Genomic DNA, 15,853 nt, shown 5'->3' on the forward strand with positions numbered 1-15,853 from the left:
CACTGTGACATTTAGGCATGAGTTCGGCAAAAAAAAGAGGGCGCGCGCATTTTTGTGATGACAGATCAAAAAAACGCGAAGTTTCGCCTGTCACTTGTACAGAACCGAGGGCCAGTGCTCCTCGGCCATGCGAATGTTCAGCGCCATGTCTTCCTGCCACACTTTCTCGATCGCGAGCGAATGCACCAAATAAAGCCTGCCATCCACGACCTTCCACGCCATTGGATCGGTGCTGGACAGAAGACCCAGGGCCATAGCATAGGCGCAATATCCGCCGAACTGAGGCGCAAAGGCACGCGGATCACGCTCGAACCGCTCCTGGTTCTCGGCTGATGCGAAATGCCATTCGACGCCTTTCCACATCAACGAATGCTCGGCGTGGCCCAGCACCGGTGCGTCACCCACAAAATAGGACACGGGATCATAGCCCGCCATTGCGGCACCATCTGTGGCAAAATAGACGGGCGCATCCTGCGCCTGGACGGCAGGTGCGAACATGATAGCGGCCATAGCGCCAATGAAGAAACGTCGGGTCAGCATCGTCGGTCTGAGTTCTTAGAATTCGAGACCGTCAAAATGCAACTTTTTCAGCGCCATGAAACCCCCCTTGACGCGGTTGTGAACACCCGTGTCGCCGAAGAAACAAGTCAGTCGAAGATATCTTCGATCACATCCCAGGCTTCATCCAGCACGCGCGAGAATACACCTTTTTTCCGTTTCTTGTATTTGTATTTCGGCGTTCGAGCCTTGGACTTGGCAGGACGCACTTGCCTTTCTTCCGTCAGCTTTCGTTTGGGCAACATCTTGAGGTCGTGCAGGGGGGCGCCACAACTGGAACAGCTGAGCTCGTGACGTTGTTTTCCCTGCAGAACCAGCGCGGCACGCGTGCCGCAGTAACAGCAAGTGGCAATTTTCGACGGGCTGGGAATGACGCTCTCCTGTTATTTGTGCCTCGATGCATATAGGGCAATCGCAGCCGCATTTGAGACGTTGAGCGACCCGAAACCGCCCGCTGCGTCAATTTTCACCAGATGATCGACCGTTTCCTTGGTTTTCTGCCGCAAACCGGGGCCTTCGGCACCCAACACCAGTGCAACCGGCCGGTCCAGCTTGCCGGCCAACGTGGTTTCGATGGCCTGATCCGCCTCGCCGTCCAGCCCCAGCACCAGAAACCCCATATTCTGCAGCTCGACGATTGCGTCCGCCAGATTGCGCACCCGCAGATAGGGCTGACGTTCGAGCGCGCCGCTGGCGGTTTTCGCCAGCGCTCCGGTTTCCGGCGCCGAATGGTGGCGTGTCCCGACAACGGCGCTTGCACCCAGCACCTCGGCCGAGCGCAGAATCGCCCCGACGTTGTGCGGATCGGTGACCCGGTCCAGCAGAATGACGCGCGGGTGTTCTCGACCGATGCAGTTTTCGGCCAGCCCACCCCAGTCCAGCGGCTTGACCTCAAGCGCCGCGCCCTGATGCACCGACCCCGGATCGATCGGCGCGGTGAACTTGCGTGGATCAACCAGCTCGGCTTCAATTCCTGCAAATTCAATGGCTTCCGCCAGCTTGGCCTGCGCGTTCAGGGTCACGATCAGACGCAATTTCTGACGCTTCGGGTTCATGAGCGCGTCACGGACGGCGTGCAGTCCGAACAACCAGACAGTCTCGGACGCGGCTGCTTTGCGCGCCTGTTCCTTTTCGACGACCCATTTGGGTTTCTTCATTTTAAGGGCCTCCGGGCCGGGAATTCGGTTTCCTGCGCCAAAGCGGAATTTTCCTGTTGACGCACCTTTAAGGCGCTAGTAATCACGCCTCCACGTCAGGTGCAACGCCTGACAGTGGGCGACAGGCCGCAAGGTGTGGCAGGGGACTGTAACTCCCTCGCGGAGACGCACGCCTGGTTCGATTCCAGGGTCGCCCACCACTTCTTCAAGCAACTGAAATTGAGAACTTTGTGTGTGGCACCCGTCCGGGCGCGGTTTGTCGGCGTTAACCGGCTATTAGCGGTGTCAGTCGTGCGACGGATTTCTGGAGGCCTGAATTTCCTGCGCACGTTCAGACCACGTCGATCGAATGTAGGCTAAGATATCCCAGATTTCATCGTCGGATATTACTTCCTCAAACCCGGGCATTCCACTTGCGAAGTCGCTGATATCGCGTGCCGCCAAAGCTTTTTCTCCACCCAATTGGGTGTATTCAAAAAGAAGAAGGTTGTCGTGATGCCAGGTGTGTCCCGTCTCATCATGGGGAGGCGCGGGCAAGACACCGTTTTCGTCTGGCGTTTGCCAATTCGGTTGTCCTTCGAGGTTGGCACCGTGACAGGACGCGCAATGTTCGGCGTAAAGGGCCTGACCGACAGCCAAATCGCGGCCATCCAGTTCGTGACCTGCGATCGCCCCGGTTGCAACGCTAAAGGCTGCGATGATCAGAACGCGTTTCATGCGACCTCGACCCAGGTTTTCATGCCCGCCGCCTGATGGCCCAGCATGTGACAGTGCATCAGCCATTTGCCGGGGTTGTCGAACACGCAAACGAAGTCTCGCGTTGCACCCGGATCAATCAGCGTTGTATCCCGGAATGCACCTAAATTACCGTCGGCTTCGACCTCGAAAAAGTGATGCCCGTGCAGATGGATACCATGTGGAAAGCGGGTATCGTTCACCAGTTGAATGCGCGCAGTCTGTCCGCGTTGGAAGCTGTGGAAAGGGGTGTCCGCAAGGCCGGACTGTCCGTTGAACGCCCAGATGCCCTCTTCCATCAGCCCCTGCATCATTCTTTGGCTCATGGCCCCGCCCTCCATGGTCAAGGTCAGGGAAACGGCATTGTCCAAATCGGGCTGCACCGTCTCGTTTGGCGGCAACGCGGATATCACTGATGGTTGTCGCGCCGTGTTCTCTCCCTCAACCGGGATTTCGCCCAGCAGGTAAGGATCATCCCGGGTCGGAAATACAAATGCGATTGTTTCCGCGGAAGTGACATCCGCTATGATATCAACCCGTTGGGCCGGCGCCAAAACCAGGTCAGAAACCTCTTGCGGATCGGAAAGCGGCATACCGTCCAATGCGACAGTCTTGCCGTCAATGCCTTCAAGCTCAATCGGGAAAATCCTGTCAGTCGCGACGTTGATCAACCGCAAGCGCACACGGTCACCAAGACGAACGGACGCGTCCGGTTCGAAAAGCACGCGGGCATAGTTGCCAAGCCGACCCTGATGCGCCTGATCGTGCATGTTCTCAAAGCCATCGGCGAGTGTGCCGTCTTCGGTCAGGCGCCAATCATCAATCATGACGATCACGTCATGGTCCACATCAGGCGGGGATTGTTCCTCGACGATCAGGGGGCCGTAAAGCCCCTTTGCAACCTGTTCCCAGGACCGGTTATGCGAGTGATACCAGAAGGTTCCGGCGTCCGGCGCGCGAAAGCGATAGGTGAACTCTGCACCCGTTTCGACAACGTCCTGTGTCAGGCCCGGCACGCCGTCCATCGCATTGTCGGTCCGCAACCCGTGCCAATGGACCGCCGAGCCGTCGCCTATCTGGTTGAGAAAACGGATGTCGAAAACCTCGCCCTGACGGACACGAAGGACCGGACCGGGCGTGCTGCCGTTGAAGCCAAGCATCGGCGTTGCCGGATCGCCTTCCGGCAGGATTTGCGCAGAGACTGGCTGTGCAATCAGGTTCAATGGAGCCGCCGCGATGACGACGCCGGGAACCAATGCCATTGCACTTGTCGTGATCAGGAATTCTCTTCGGTTCATCTTAAACCTCAATTCGGAAGGGTCAGGACGCTGGTAAGGGTAGCTGTTGCCGCGAACACGACCAGTATGACCGCAGTTTCTATTTCGATGGAGCGTGCCAAATGACGCGCTGCGTCGTGATCACCTGCCTGCATGGCGGGAACAAACCGAAACTTGTTGGCGGCTGCCATCACAAGCACCAACGCCACCAGCCCCAGTTTGATGAGAAGCGCCTGCCCGTAGCCCGAAACAAAAAGGCTGCGAAGATCACCCAACAGAAGCCAGGACATCAGCAAGCCCGCCAAAATCAACGCAGGGACAATGACCGAGGCGGCTTGCCCGAAACGATCCCCCAGCGCTGCTGCCTCGTCCAAGCGTTCGGGCTGTAACGACAAGCGCCGTAACGGTCCAAGAATGCCGATCCAGAACGCAAGGCAAAGCAGATGCAAAAGCAGCAGAAGCCTTACACCGGTTTGTTCCAGGCCGGGTACATGCCCAATCTGTGCAAACGACCACAGCGCCAGCACACCGCCGGCAAGGGATATCCATTGACCGGCAAATGGCACGAACAACCCGACAAGGATCATGGCCGCGCCGACCAGTCGATAGACCAGAACATCACCGACCGGTGTTTGCCACAAAAGCCCCAGCATCTCGGGATCGCTCATCCCATCAGCGCCGCCGGTCAGGGCGGCCCCGCGCAGCATGAACCCAATGACAGACGCGACTATCGCAAGCCCAGCCAAGAGCGCAGTATGGACGCGCATCCGGCCGCTCAGCGACGAGAGGAGATCAGCAAAGGCGGCGCGCATGATCACCAGCCCGCTGGATCCTGCAATGCCAACATATAGCAGGAGTTTTGACAGGATCGCGGCAGTGCCCCAGACGTCCGGCATCCTCAGTCAACCGTAAAGGAAAATTCGCCCTGCATCGCATGGCCGTCCACGCCCAGACCGCGCCATTCTATGCGATAGGCGCCTGCCCCCATATCCTGAAGCGGGAGGGTGAAGAGACGATCAAAACTGGTCTGGTTCCCAATGTCGAGTGGGACCGAATGAATATCCTGATGGGTCATCTCCACTCGGGTCAGACGGATGTCGTCCGCAAAGTTGAAACTGATTTCAGACGGGACTTCCGCAATCGTCGCACCGTTTTCTGGCGTCGTCGTGTCCACGCGGGAATGCGCAAGCGCACCCGTGGCAAGCGTGGCAAGCAGAGCAAGGATCGTGAGCGTCTTCATAGAGTGTTCCTCAGTTAATTCCGTTGGCGCGCTGGATTTCGCGGATATAGGCGACAACCATGGCAACGTCGCCACGGGTTAAGCCTTCGACCGGCGGCATATCTCCGAACGACCAGTGATGGCTTCTTACACCTGTCGCAACTGCGCGCTGAAAGGATTCGTCGGCGTGATGGCTGGGTTCATAGATAACATGGATCAGTGGAGGTCCGGCACCTTCAATTCCGACAGCATTGGTGCCGTGGCACGCGGCGCAGGCCTCGTCGAAGATGCGCTGCCCAATGGTAGCGTTGCCCTCGATCGGGGGCATTTGAATGGCCACCATGGCATCCCCTGCGGCAGGGGACGACGGAGTGGCAATTTCAGACGTACCGGGCCGCAGCATAATGGAGGCAGCAGCGACCGCCACGGCACACACACCGATAGCGAGATATTTTCGGTTCATGGTTCTTCCTGACTTTATGAAACAGAATATTGACCGCGCTGAACGGCGGCCAAGCAGAAACACCAGGCGCGTGCACCCGGCGTCGAATTGCCGTTTCAGAAGTTTGGTGGTCTGTCCGGATGTTCCGGCTCACGCAGCGCCGAAAGTTCGCTTACCTGCCAATTCAATACCTGTTCGAACTGGTCTGGTGATGCATCCGACGTCTCGGAGGCAAGTAACATCAGGTTGCAGAGGAAAGGATTGCATCCATCATGGTCTGCGCCGTCCGTTTCATGGTGGCCGGTCGGCGACAAACGATCCGCGTGCGGAGATCGCTCCAAAGACTGAACCTCGTCACAATGTCCACCGTTGCAATGCAGAGGCATGTCATGGGCAACACTTGCAAACCCGGTCAATAAGACCAGAATTGCTGCCAGGAACACCGATATTATCCGCTGCAAAATCATTTCGGCGGAAACCTATTACGCAAATTGGAACAAAACAACACAGGAATAGACCTTGGCGCAGGCATACACGGGGGTCATCAATTGGCCTGTCTCGCCGACAAAGTGGTTGGTGGCAAATGGGAAACCAAAGCGGTTCTGTCACCCCACCGCGCGATCACGGTAGAATTTGCGCCGAAATGCCGCAAAAGGGGCAATTGCCAAACGTTTGCTCGTTGAGTTTGCGACATTTTCCCTATGCTTTCGGTCGCAGGGTCCGGCGCACGGGGATGCCTCCAAAGACGGTTTCGCCTCCAACAAATGTCTGTAAGACCGCCCGGTTGCCAGAATCGCGGTCTTGGGTGATCCTTCAAGAAATTGAAGGATCGCAATATGTTTAGATATCTAATATTTGCGCTCGGTATTTGCGCATCTACGACCTTGTTCGCACAAGAGGCATCCGATGACGCTGCTGCGACGGAAAACGCCTCGGCCACTTCGTCCGATCTTCTGACTGATGCTGAGTTGCAGACCCTGGTCGCTCCGGTCGCTCTTTATCCTGATACGCTGCTGATACAGATTTTGGTCGCGGCGACGCAGCCGTTGGAGATCGTGAAGGCCGAACGGTATTTGCTGGACAACGCCGACCGAGACGCCTCCGAGCTTGGTCCGGAAATTGAAGCCATGGGCTGGGATCCTTCGGTCAGTGTGTTGGCGACAGCGTTTCCCGAAGTCGTCGGTCAGATGGCCACCCATGTCGATTGGACCGAGACGGTGGGAACGGCCATGCTGGCCCAGTCCGATGATGTGCTGGATGCGGTTCAAGTCATGCGGGACCAGGCGATTGACAGCGGAGCGCTTGTGTCCGGGCCCGCGCAAACTGTCGAGGTGACGGAAGAAGACACGGTTGTCATTACACCGACAGAGCCGGAAACCGTATACGTCCCGCAGTATAACCCTGAGACCGTCTATACGGGACCGTCGGTGGGGGACGTTGCAGGCGCGGCCCTGCTGACATTTGGCACCGTCGCCCTGATCGACGAGATTTTTGACGACGACGACGATTGGTATGGCTATTGGGGGTGCCGGAACTGCGGTGGCTGGGGCGGTGGCCCGATTTACAGAAACCCGAACATCGACATTGACGTCGATGGAAACGTCAACATCGGCAACAACATTGATCTGGGCAACCGCACGGATATCGGATGGAAACCCGATCCTGGCCGTCAGCAGCAAGCCCGAGACAAAATCGCCAATCACAAAAGACCAGAAGGGGGTCGCGGCAATTTGCCGGTCAACCGCCCCGAGGGTCGCACGGATGAATTGCGGTCAAAACTGAGCCGCGAGTCCGGCGCCGCGGACATCAGCCGCGACCGTGCGGCGGCTGCCGTTGCGGCTGGCGCAGGTGCAGGGGCCGTGGCCGGTGGTGCTCTGGCAAATCGGAGCGGTGGGAAAAAACCGTTGCCGCAGATAAACCGGGGCAACGTCGACCGGGACAAGGCCGCTGCAAAACAACAGGCCGTTGATCGGACCAAACGACCCGATGCGGCGAAACGGCCTGTCGCACAAAAACCGCAGACAGCCAGAAAACCGCAGGCGAAGAAGGCCGCAACGGCGCAGCGCAAACCCAGTGCGTCCAGGGGGCAAGCGATGAAGAAAAAGGCGTCCGGAAGCAGAACTCACAGCGCGTCCAAGCGAGGGCACGCCGCCAAAGGCAAGCGGAGACGGTAAGATGCGTATATCGGTATTTTCAGTTGTTTTGCTCGCTGCGACCGCAGGCGTCGCGCTTTCTGACGGCGCCCGGTTTGATACTCCGCAAAGCGCGCTGGACGCGTTCGCAGATGCTCTGAAAGCAAATGATCAGAGTAAGTTGCTTGAAATTTTCGGACCTGAAGCCGAAGATTTGGTCGGATCGGGAGATCCGGCAGAAGACCAGCAAAGAAGGCAGGAAGTTCTTGGCATGTACGCCGAAGGGTACCGCTTTCAGCCCGAGGATGATGGGGTTGTTCTTCTGCTGGGTGAAGACAGTTGGCCTTTCCCGATTCCAATCCTGCGCGGGGAAGACGGCTGGCGTTTTGACCTGGAGGCCGGGATCGAAGAACTTTCGGCCCGGGAAATCGGCTTGAATGAGCTGGAAGTGATTGATTTGCTGGAGGCTTATGTCGACCTACAGGCGGCATTCCGGCTGGTGGATCACAACGGTGACGGCGTCATGGAATTTGCGCAGACGATCATTTCCGACCCGGGCGAGCGAAACGGGCTTTTCTGGCCCGAAGACGACAGCTTTGTCGGCGCGGCACTTGCCCGAGCCGCCGCCTCGGGGTGGAGCGACGGTGAGACCGACTATGAGGCGGAACCATTCCTCGGCTATTACTTCACCATCCTTCACGAACAGGGGGCGAATGCGGCTGGCGGAGCCTACTCGTACTTTGTCGGGGATCGCTTCGTGGCCGGACATGCCTTGCTTGCAGTGCCTTCGGATTACGGAGAAACAGGCATCCATTCCTTCATGGTCGGTGAAAACGGTATCGTTTACGAGGCCGATTTCGGCCCCGAGACCCTCGATGCCACTGCCGATATCAACATCTACGATCCCGGCCCGGACTGGTCGCCGGTTGAGTAGCCGCCGATCTCCGGCGCACTTCCCGCCGCAGCAAAGCGATTGGTAAGTGATGGTCGCCCAAAGTGGGCGACCATGCCGACCGGATGGCGTCAAGCGACGAGCCTGCTCCAACTGGACCATATCGAACAAACGGGAAAGGATCGCGCACTTCAGCGCTGTCCCGCGAAACCAATGTATCGTTGCCTTCGTCCCGCCCGCCTTACTTGCAGATCGGCAACTCCAATGGAGGCTGCTTGGGCAAAGAATCCCTCCATTGGTTTATGATGGGTTGGAGGCTGCGCTTGGGCCAGAACTTCGGAGCACCGATTGCCTGTAGACAGGCGGCGTTCCAGTAAACCCCCGCCCCAGATAACGATTTGCCCTTTTTGACCGCCTTTGCGACGGCGTTAATGTCTTTGCCTTCCGGATAGATGTAGAGGGTTGTCGGGTTCCCTTCCACCAGGGCCAGAATCTCTTTCGAGGCGGATTGCGACCATGTCGTGCACCCGTTGCTGCGGCCCCCGGCATAGTTCACGAGCCTTCCGTATGGGACATAGCCGTCATCATCCGCATGAGAGCTTTGCGGATTTTTGAACCGGCATTGCCACTTCAGGAAAACGGCAGGATGTCCGCCAATTGCGCGCTCCCGTGCGTTGCTCGTTTCGCCTTCGCCATCAAACAAAAGAAACGTCCGATAGAACGGTTTCGTCTGACCGGAATGACTGTAATAGCCTTTGAATGATGTTCGTGTCTCGGCGGTCACGTAGGATCCGCCAGCGGTTAGTTTCGACCCCTCAGCGTTGCTGAAATTCTTCGCGCATTGCCGACCGTTCGAGAAATTGGCGCGTTGCAGTTTGCGCCCATTCCCGTAGCCGGACGAGACGGCCTGGAAAGATCTCCGAGACTCGCAGATGACATAAAACCGACGTCCCGGATTGCCGTTTCGCGCGGTACTGGGCCGGGTTGCATCCTTTGCAAGATAGCAAGGGTTTCTGACCACGCCCTGCCGCACTTTTTCCTGATACAAATCCCGCGCCCTTTTCAGGACGATCGGAGCTATTTGGCCATCGCCCGTGCCCACATGCTTTTGCAACCAGGCGGGGATATCCGATGACAACGCCTTAACTTGATCAGGCAGCGAACCTGCCGAGACGGCAATTGTCATGAACGTGACTGCAAGACGGAGCGATATCGGTTTCAACGGAAAACCTCCTGCCAGTATGTCCTCGTGACCAACCTACCACAGTTTTAGCGTGCAGGGATGTCTGTCGAAGGAACGACGGAGGGCGCCTGTTGCCGCAAATCCCACTTTTTGCAATGAGAGGTCTCTTGGCAGTTCATTTTCCAAAACACTGAGGTTCATGCGTTGACGGCTGCTGATCTGGAAGTGCCCGTCTAGAATTAAGTGCCGATTTCGTGGTTATGGCTTCACAGGCTTCGGAAACCGCCTTGGGGGCGCGGCTTGGCGAAAAGGGCGACAGAGTGACTTTGAGGCTGACCAAACTGCCTTGCCGCAATTTGAATGACATTCGAACCTGGCAAGCAGTTCTCTGATTAACCGTACGTCCTGAAAGCCAGTCGTTTAGTTGAGACGGTTTGCGGTGGCACTTCTTGCCACGTCGACCACACGGTCATCTCCAGACTGAATACAGCTGACCGGAACTTCGCCTCCCAGCTCACTTTTGGGCGAGGTCATCCACAACGCGCATTGCCACGGGGTCATTTCAACGGGCAGCGCCTTCAAAACATCTTCCATCAACGGAAACGGAGTACCATCTTCGGCAAACTGAAAAGATGGATACGCGTCAATACCTTCATATGGAACGGAAAAAACCTTTCCGCTTCGCTTCCAGATGTCGCCAATCCGCGTGATCAGCCGCGAACCTGTCTTCCACTGAGCGTGCACCGCGCCCATGTCGAGCAAAGGGAACTTCCGGGAAAACTCATCCTTGCGGATGTCGCTAACAATACAGAACTGTTCTTCGAATTTGGCCAAGTACATCTGATTACACACAACACTAACAAATTCACACACGACAACACTGCCAGAACATCGCCCTCGCGAAAGTAAAATAGTTCACTTTCAAAAGTGCGTACTGATCTAAAGTCGCGCGAAGAAAGTTAAGCCACTGTAATTACTTCAACTTTCAGACAGATAAACCCTCAACCCGAAGACCAGAAAACCAGATTGGCCTTTCCGTTTGCCTGGCATGCGGGCAACAATTCCTGTGAGAGCAGCAAATTGATTACGGCTAAGAGTAGATTTACACGGACCGGAACCACTTAGGTGCTCTGGGCTACCTCCCGCCTGCGCCGGAAACCACTGTCCCGATGGGTCACAGGGCAAGCCTCGGGTCGATGCCAAACAGGTGTTTGCCGAGATTATCTTCATCAATGGCGGCGGTTTGGGATGGCGGGACGATCCGGAATCCGACGGTCTGCACAAGACCCATTGCAGCCGGTGGAAGCATTGGAACAAGACGGTGTTTTCGTCCGGATGATGGCCGTTCTTGTCGCCGAGCACAGCAAAGAGAAGGCCGTCAAGATCGATAGGAACAGGCGAGCATCATGCGTTCAGCTGAGCCTGCGCAAGTATCTCAGGTCACTCCGCGCCGCGACGAGCATGGTCGCGCAATAAAGGTTAGCCGCCGGATAGGGAGAACCAAAGGCGGCTTGAATACCAAGCTTGATGCCATTTGCGACAGCCAAAGGCGCCCGCTCAACCTGTTCGTTACCGACGGGCGGATCAGCGATCAAATCGGTGCTCGGGTCCTGATCAGTTGCCCACCAAATGTGGACCGTCTGCTCGGAGATCGCCACCACGACGACGACAGGTTCCGAGATATGTTGAAAGACACAGGTATATCCACTGGCCTCCATTTTTAATCATGCAGGGAATTGTCGCGACAGGTAACGGTAAAAATCCCATATGGTTCCTTCATAGTCGCTTGGCGCGAGATGGCCGGACGGCGCGTGGCGCGAACTGAGCGCCGATTGCATTTTCTCCAGTTTCTCGCGGTCCTCGCGATTTACCTCGTGCCATAGCTTGATGCGTTCTTCCAACTCATCCTGGGTCAGCTCGTCGCCATAGGTCGACATCGTCCATCGCACCCGAATGCAATCCACGGACAGAGGTTTGATGGACAAAGAAACAAGCAATGTCGCGGCCTGGCTGGCCACCTGAGCGGGGAAGACATTGAACAAGGTCGAGCGGCGCCGTTCGTCGTCGCTCAGACCTGGCGCGCCTATGCCACGGGATTCGGCGCTTGATGGGTAGTTGGCACAATAAGCCGTGAACGTGTCGTCGGATAAGGCTTTTCGGCTTAAACCCGTCGGCGTGTAGGGATGCAGCGTTTCCGGATGCACGACCGACAGGTGGTACGCTTCCATGAAATTCTCGACAAGGCACTTCCAGTTCGTGTGCCAGTCTTCTTCAAACGTTGCGACATGGCGCATCCTGTCGGTCTGGTAGTTGCCAAGCAAAACTTCCAATTGCTCAAGGCGCGGCGCCAGCGGCTCTGCATCATCGTCCAAATTGACATAGATGAAGCCGTTCCACTGCTCACAGCGAAATTCCGGTAAGGCGCAACTGCCCTTTTTGACGCCTTTGTCACGCATACGCGGCGCGTTCAAAAGCTCACCGTCTCGCGCATAGCTCCAGGCATGGTAGCTGCAGACAAACTTTCGGGTTGAACCAGACCCTTCGGCAATCGGCATGCCCCGATGGCGGCACAGGTTCGACAAGACCCTGATTTGCTCGTCATCCCCGCGAACGACAAGCAAGGGTTCGTCGAAAAGCTGCGCTGTAAAGTAGTCCCCGGCACTTGGGATTTCGTCGGCGCGACCAAGGCAATGCCACTCCTTGCTCAGGAATGTTCTCACCTCGAAATCAAAGAACTCGGGGTCCGTGTAAAACCATCCGGGCAAGCACTGCGCTTGCGACTCTGGCAGGGCCGCGACCTCATGGAGCATTCCCACCATTTCGGCGACCCGCTGCTTTCGAACCATTTGCATTTTACTGCGCGGCCTCCTGTCCGAAGACGCGGTTGAACCCGGCCGTCTTCTCGGCCAGATACTGCGTGAAGTCGTAAATCGGTCGTTCGAGGTAAGAGAGGTGTCCGGCCCGCGCCGCGCCGGAGTTCAGACCTTTGAACACCTTTTCCGTACAGCCGCGGTCTTCGTCATTCACGTCATCCAACAGCTTCTTCAGTGTCGCGATGTATTCATCCGCCTTCGAGTCCGCCATGAATTCGGGTGACAAACCGCCGCCATAGACAATCGATACCTGACCCGTACCTTTTGGGTGCAGCGAAAGATACCAAAAGTATCCCGGCGTCAGAGTGATCAGGTGACTTGGATAAAGCGTCAGCAGAGCGGTGGTCTTGCGCCAATCGCCCTCAAGGCGCGTGTTATCCGGATGAGCGTTGCCCATCGGCAGCGACGCCTCTTTGGTGATCCAGTGATAATTGAAGTGCTTCAGCCCCGGCGGGCAATCCATTTCCTCCAGTTTGGAATGGCCCCCAACTGTCTGGGCGTGACACACAGGCAGGTGGTAACTCTCCATGAAGTTCTCCGCCAGAACCTTCCAGTTCGTGTCCCAGACATGGGTCTCGCGGAAGCATTCCACATAGTTCTCCATGCCGTACTGGGACACCATCTCTTCCAGTTCGGACAGTTGCTGGGCCACCGAGGCTGAATCCGGGTTCAGGGTCACGTAAATCCAGCCCAGCCATTCCTCGCAGCGGATTTTCGGGAGCTTGTAGCTTTCCTTGCAAAAACCCGTCGTCTCTTTCATGAACGGTGCGCCGCGCAAGTTGCCTTCCAGATCGTAGGTCCAGGCATGATACGGGCAGACGAGCACGCGGGCGTTTCCTTCGCCTTCCACGATCGTCGACATGCGGTGCAAACAGACATTCGAAAACGCTTTCAGCTCTTCGGACTTGTCCCGAAGCACGACGATGGGTTGTTCCGCGACTTCAAGGGCGATGTAGTCACCCGGATTTGCCAGTCGGCTGGAACGTCCAACGCAGACCCAGTCCTTGCCAAAAACATTGTCCAACTCACTGCGCAGGAAATCCTGACTTGTGTAGACAGAAGGAGGCATGGCAACCGCGTCTTCCATCGGCCGATGAGCGGCATTCAACAATTCAGTAACTGCCTGGTCTAACGACATAGGTGGCTCCTCAATCATGCGGTGACCCCGATTTGCAGGCTAAGATAGCCTGTCATCCTCGGACGATTTCATGTTGCACTTGAACTGAAAAATATAAAAACTTAAAAAAGATGGCATTTAAGAAGGTAAAATATGGTTCGCTTTACTTTGCGCCAATGCACCTATTTTCGAACCGTCGCCGAATGCGGCGGCATTGCACAGGCCGCGCGTGTCTTGAACATTTCGCAGCCTTCGGTCGCGCAGGCGATACAAAAGCTTGAAGATGTCACTGGCTTGGTCCTGTTCAATCGCCACCATGCCCGGGGCTTGTCGCTCACGCTTCAGGGGCGCCTGTTTCTGGAACATGTCAAGGAACTTGAAGCGCAGGCTGAACGTGTCGGCACTCAGGCAAAGGCACTGCTTTCGGAAACGGCGGGCGAACTTCGGCTGGGGGCATTTCGGACCCTTTCACCCTTTTTCCTTCCGACGCTCATTCGAAGATTTCAAAGCACCTATCCGGATGTCCGGGTGTTTCAACAAGAGTATGGTCTGGCTGAACTTGGTGATGCGCTGCGAAACGGAGAGATTGATCTGGCTCTGACATACGACAGGGGCTGGTCACTGAATGGGCTGGAGATCGTCAGGCTGACCGCTTTGCAGCCGAAAGTTATTATTTCTTCAAATCATCCGCTGGCACAAAATGAAGAGGTTCGATTATCTGACTTGCGCGATATTCCATATGTCATGTTCGACGGGCCAGGCAGCCGGGCCTATTTCGAAGATTTGCTGAGAGAAGCGGCCCTCTATCCAGACATAGCCTATGCATCAAATTCGCTTGAAACCGTGCGCAGCGCCGTAGCTGAGGAGTTCGGATTTTCGTTTTTGATAATGCTGCCCGAGTCGACGACGACATATAGCGGAGGCACGATAAAAGCGCTGCAGTTGGTCGAAACCCTGCGCCCCCTAAACGTTGTACTTGCGTATCACAGAGATCTTCAGAGCAAGTTCATCATGGGTTTTCAGGCACTTGCGAGTGAGCACTTTGGTGGCCGTTCTGAGGACCAAACTGAATGAGAAAAGTGTTGTAACCTCCAGCTGGGTGTCAGGCCCTTTGGCACAGTGAATATAAGCCTCCGCAACTGAACTGGTCCACCGTTATGTTTAGAATACGGAGGACCAAGAACGGCGAACCAGCGGTTGAAGCCCGAAGAGATTACCTTGAAGTTGCAGCAGGTTGAGGTGTTGATGGCGCAAGGTATGACCCGCCTGGATGCGATCAGACAGATCGGCGTCGTTGAACAGACTTGCCTCAACCACGTACCGGAGAGGGATTCGATCAGTGTTGCAGCCCGATCATCGTTACTAGCTGCCATTGGTGTGTTCCATAGTGAAAAAGAAAGACGGGAAAACCACTGAAACCCGCCTCGCTCCTTTTCATCAGATCACACAGTTTTCTAACCACACGGTTCAAACGCGATCGCCTGTTTCTCTTGTTCTTCCAGTTCCAGCACACACTGACGAAACTGTCTTTTTGCCACCGTCGTGTTCTGGCTGGACACCATATTGACCGCGCGCGATGCCTTTGCGAATTCGGCTGCCGATCCTGACCAACCAGCCGCTCTGGCGCCAGCTTTCAACGGTGACCATTGAACGAAGTACCGTTCACCATCGAACAACGCTGATGCCTGATGGAACGGCCGCAACCGTGACCAAGTCGCTGGCCTGACCGTCAAGCGCATTCATATCGGCGCCGGCCTCGGCTAGCGCACGCAATGCCTCGTCCTCTGAAGCAAAGGCTGCCACATGGGCTGGTCCGCGGCCTCGCGAGTCCCTCGCGTTGACATTTGCTCCCGCCGCTGCGAGCTGCCGGATCATTTCTTCATTTCCGGTATGAGCAGCTTCGAAAAGACCGTCGCAATTCACGACCTCACCAACCGAAGGTGGCGTTTGCGCCGCGCCCGCGTTGGCGGCGAGTCCTGTCAAGAACGCGAACAAAATAGGACGAAACATGGCCAACCCCTTTACTCAAATACTGGTGAAAGCCTCCGGGCTCGCAGACCTCTTATCAAGAAACAACTGCAACATGCACCAACGACTGCCCAGGGCAGCATAGGCAAAGCCATTGAACGTCGGGAATGAGCCAATCGCGAAAGTGAGTACGAAAGCCCCCGTCCGCTTCAACCCAAGTTAGCCGGACAAGACCATTGAGAGTTAGCTCGGCTAAATTATCTGGCCCGGGATGACGCCAGATTTGCATCGAACCCAGTA

Annotated in this window: 18 protein-coding genes, 1 tRNA gene and 1 pseudogene; 6 read left to right on the forward strand and 14 right to left on the reverse strand. The window is 56.4% G+C overall.

The window, feature by feature from the left end; all coding sequences use genetic code 11:
- Positions 1-90 precede the first annotated feature (90 nt).
- The 3 genes from ACR1XU_RS12930 to rlmB form a co-directional block, all read right to left on the reverse strand.
- Positions 91-540, reverse strand: a complete 450-nt coding sequence (locus ACR1XU_RS12930) for a YHS domain-containing (seleno)protein (protein WP_480908026.1) — start codon at positions 538-540, stop codon at positions 91-93.
- A gap of 107 nt (positions 541-647) precedes the next feature.
- Complete coding sequence (locus ACR1XU_RS12935) at positions 648-929, reverse strand: hypothetical protein (RefSeq protein ID WP_170615442.1); 282 nt, start codon at positions 927-929, stop codon at positions 648-650.
- Positions 930-941: 12 nt separating this feature from the next.
- Positions 942-1,715 (reverse strand): 23S rRNA (guanosine(2251)-2'-O)-methyltransferase RlmB, encoded by a 774-nt coding sequence (rlmB, locus tag ACR1XU_RS12940; RefSeq protein WP_480908024.1) that lies wholly within the window; start codon positions 1,713-1,715, stop codon positions 942-944.
- Between the two features lie 116 nt (positions 1,716-1,831).
- Here rlmB and ACR1XU_RS12945 point away from each other — a divergent pair.
- Positions 1,832-1,915 (forward strand) — tRNA-Tyr (locus ACR1XU_RS12945).
- Positions 1,916-2,000: 85 nt separating this feature from the next.
- Here ACR1XU_RS12945 and ACR1XU_RS12950 read toward each other — a convergent pair.
- The 6 genes from ACR1XU_RS12950 to ACR1XU_RS12975 form a co-directional block, all read right to left on the reverse strand.
- Positions 2,001-2,432: a c-type cytochrome gene (locus ACR1XU_RS12950; RefSeq protein ID WP_480812246.1), complete on the reverse strand. Its 432-nt coding sequence runs from the start codon at positions 2,430-2,432 to the stop codon at positions 2,001-2,003.
- Positions 2,429-3,748 carry a multicopper oxidase family protein gene (locus ACR1XU_RS12955; protein ID WP_480908022.1) on the reverse strand — a complete coding sequence of 440 codons (1,320 nt, stop codon included), beginning with the start codon at positions 3,746-3,748 and terminating at the stop codon, positions 2,429-2,431. The genes ACR1XU_RS12950 and ACR1XU_RS12955 overlap by 4 nt, the downstream gene beginning before the upstream one ends.
- An 8-nt stretch (positions 3,749-3,756) precedes the next feature.
- Positions 3,757-4,623 (reverse strand): copper resistance D family protein, encoded by an 867-nt coding sequence (locus ACR1XU_RS12960; RefSeq protein ID WP_480908020.1) that lies wholly within the window; start codon positions 4,621-4,623, stop codon positions 3,757-3,759.
- A 2-nt stretch (positions 4,624-4,625) separates the two neighbouring features.
- Positions 4,626-4,967 (reverse strand): copper resistance CopC family protein, encoded by a 342-nt coding sequence (locus ACR1XU_RS12965; protein WP_480908018.1) that lies wholly within the window; start codon positions 4,965-4,967, stop codon positions 4,626-4,628.
- A 10-nt stretch (positions 4,968-4,977) separates the two neighbouring features.
- The gene (locus ACR1XU_RS12970; RefSeq protein ID WP_480908016.1) at positions 4,978-5,409 is read right to left on the reverse strand and encodes a c-type cytochrome; all 432 of its coding nucleotides are present in this window, start codon (positions 5,407-5,409) and stop codon (positions 4,978-4,980) included.
- A gap of 95 nt (positions 5,410-5,504) precedes the next feature.
- Positions 5,505-5,831, reverse strand: a complete 327-nt coding sequence (locus tag ACR1XU_RS12975) for a hypothetical protein (RefSeq protein WP_480908014.1) — start codon at positions 5,829-5,831, stop codon at positions 5,505-5,507.
- Positions 5,832-6,224: 393 nt separating this feature from the next.
- Between ACR1XU_RS12975 and ACR1XU_RS12980 the strand changes: the two genes are divergently transcribed.
- On the forward strand, positions 6,225-7,562 hold the full coding sequence (locus ACR1XU_RS12980) for a DUF3300 domain-containing protein (RefSeq protein ID WP_170615154.1): 1,338 nt from the start codon (positions 6,225-6,227) through the stop codon (positions 7,560-7,562).
- A gap of 1 nt (position 7,563) precedes the next feature.
- A complete protein-coding gene (locus ACR1XU_RS12985; protein ID WP_480489541.1) occupies positions 7,564-8,454 on the forward strand; it encodes a DUF2950 family protein in 891 nt (296 codons plus the stop codon).
- Between the two features lie 199 nt (positions 8,455-8,653).
- On the opposite strand, the gene ACR1XU_RS12990 is transcribed toward ACR1XU_RS12985, so the two are convergent.
- Together ACR1XU_RS12990 and ACR1XU_RS12995 are read right to left on the reverse strand one after the other, a co-directional pair.
- Positions 8,654-9,634 (reverse strand): hypothetical protein, encoded by a 981-nt coding sequence (locus tag ACR1XU_RS12990; RefSeq protein ID WP_480908011.1) that lies wholly within the window; start codon positions 9,632-9,634, stop codon positions 8,654-8,656.
- Between the two features lie 381 nt (positions 9,635-10,015).
- Positions 10,016-10,435, reverse strand: a complete 420-nt coding sequence (locus ACR1XU_RS12995) for a hypothetical protein (protein ID WP_170678032.1) — start codon at positions 10,433-10,435, stop codon at positions 10,016-10,018.
- A 334-nt stretch (positions 10,436-10,769) separates the two neighbouring features.
- Here ACR1XU_RS12995 and ACR1XU_RS13000 point away from each other — a divergent pair.
- A pseudogene (locus ACR1XU_RS13000) lies at positions 10,770-11,298 on the forward strand (transposase family protein); the annotation flags it as partial.
- A 21-nt stretch (positions 11,299-11,319) separates the two neighbouring features.
- Here the strand turns inward: ACR1XU_RS13000 and ACR1XU_RS13005 are convergent.
- Positions 11,320-12,447 (reverse strand): aromatic ring-hydroxylating oxygenase subunit alpha, encoded by a 1,128-nt coding sequence (locus ACR1XU_RS13005; protein WP_480908009.1) that lies wholly within the window; start codon positions 12,445-12,447, stop codon positions 11,320-11,322.
- Between the two features lies 1 nt (position 12,448).
- Positions 12,449-13,606 carry an aromatic ring-hydroxylating oxygenase subunit alpha gene (locus tag ACR1XU_RS13010; protein ID WP_480908007.1) on the reverse strand — a complete coding sequence of 386 codons (1,158 nt, stop codon included), beginning with the start codon at positions 13,604-13,606 and terminating at the stop codon, positions 12,449-12,451.
- A gap of 132 nt (positions 13,607-13,738) precedes the next feature.
- On the opposite strand from ACR1XU_RS13010, the gene ACR1XU_RS13015 reads away from it, so the two are divergent.
- The gene (locus tag ACR1XU_RS13015; protein WP_480908005.1) at positions 13,739-14,659 is read left to right on the forward strand and encodes a LysR substrate-binding domain-containing protein; all 921 of its coding nucleotides are present in this window, start codon (positions 13,739-13,741) and stop codon (positions 14,657-14,659) included.
- A 144-nt stretch (positions 14,660-14,803) separates the two neighbouring features.
- The gene (locus tag ACR1XU_RS13020) at positions 14,804-15,001 is read left to right on the forward strand and encodes a hypothetical protein (protein ID WP_480908004.1); all 198 of its coding nucleotides are present in this window, start codon (positions 14,804-14,806) and stop codon (positions 14,999-15,001) included.
- Between the two features lie 246 nt (positions 15,002-15,247).
- Here the strand turns inward: ACR1XU_RS13020 and ACR1XU_RS13025 are convergent, their stop codons facing one another.
- Positions 15,248-15,595 (reverse strand): ankyrin repeat domain-containing protein, encoded by a 348-nt coding sequence (locus tag ACR1XU_RS13025; protein ID WP_480908002.1) that lies wholly within the window; start codon positions 15,593-15,595, stop codon positions 15,248-15,250.
- Between the last annotated feature and the right edge of the window lie 258 nt (positions 15,596-15,853).

It is taken from the genome of Ruegeria sp. D1(2025) (genome assembly GCF_056536425.1).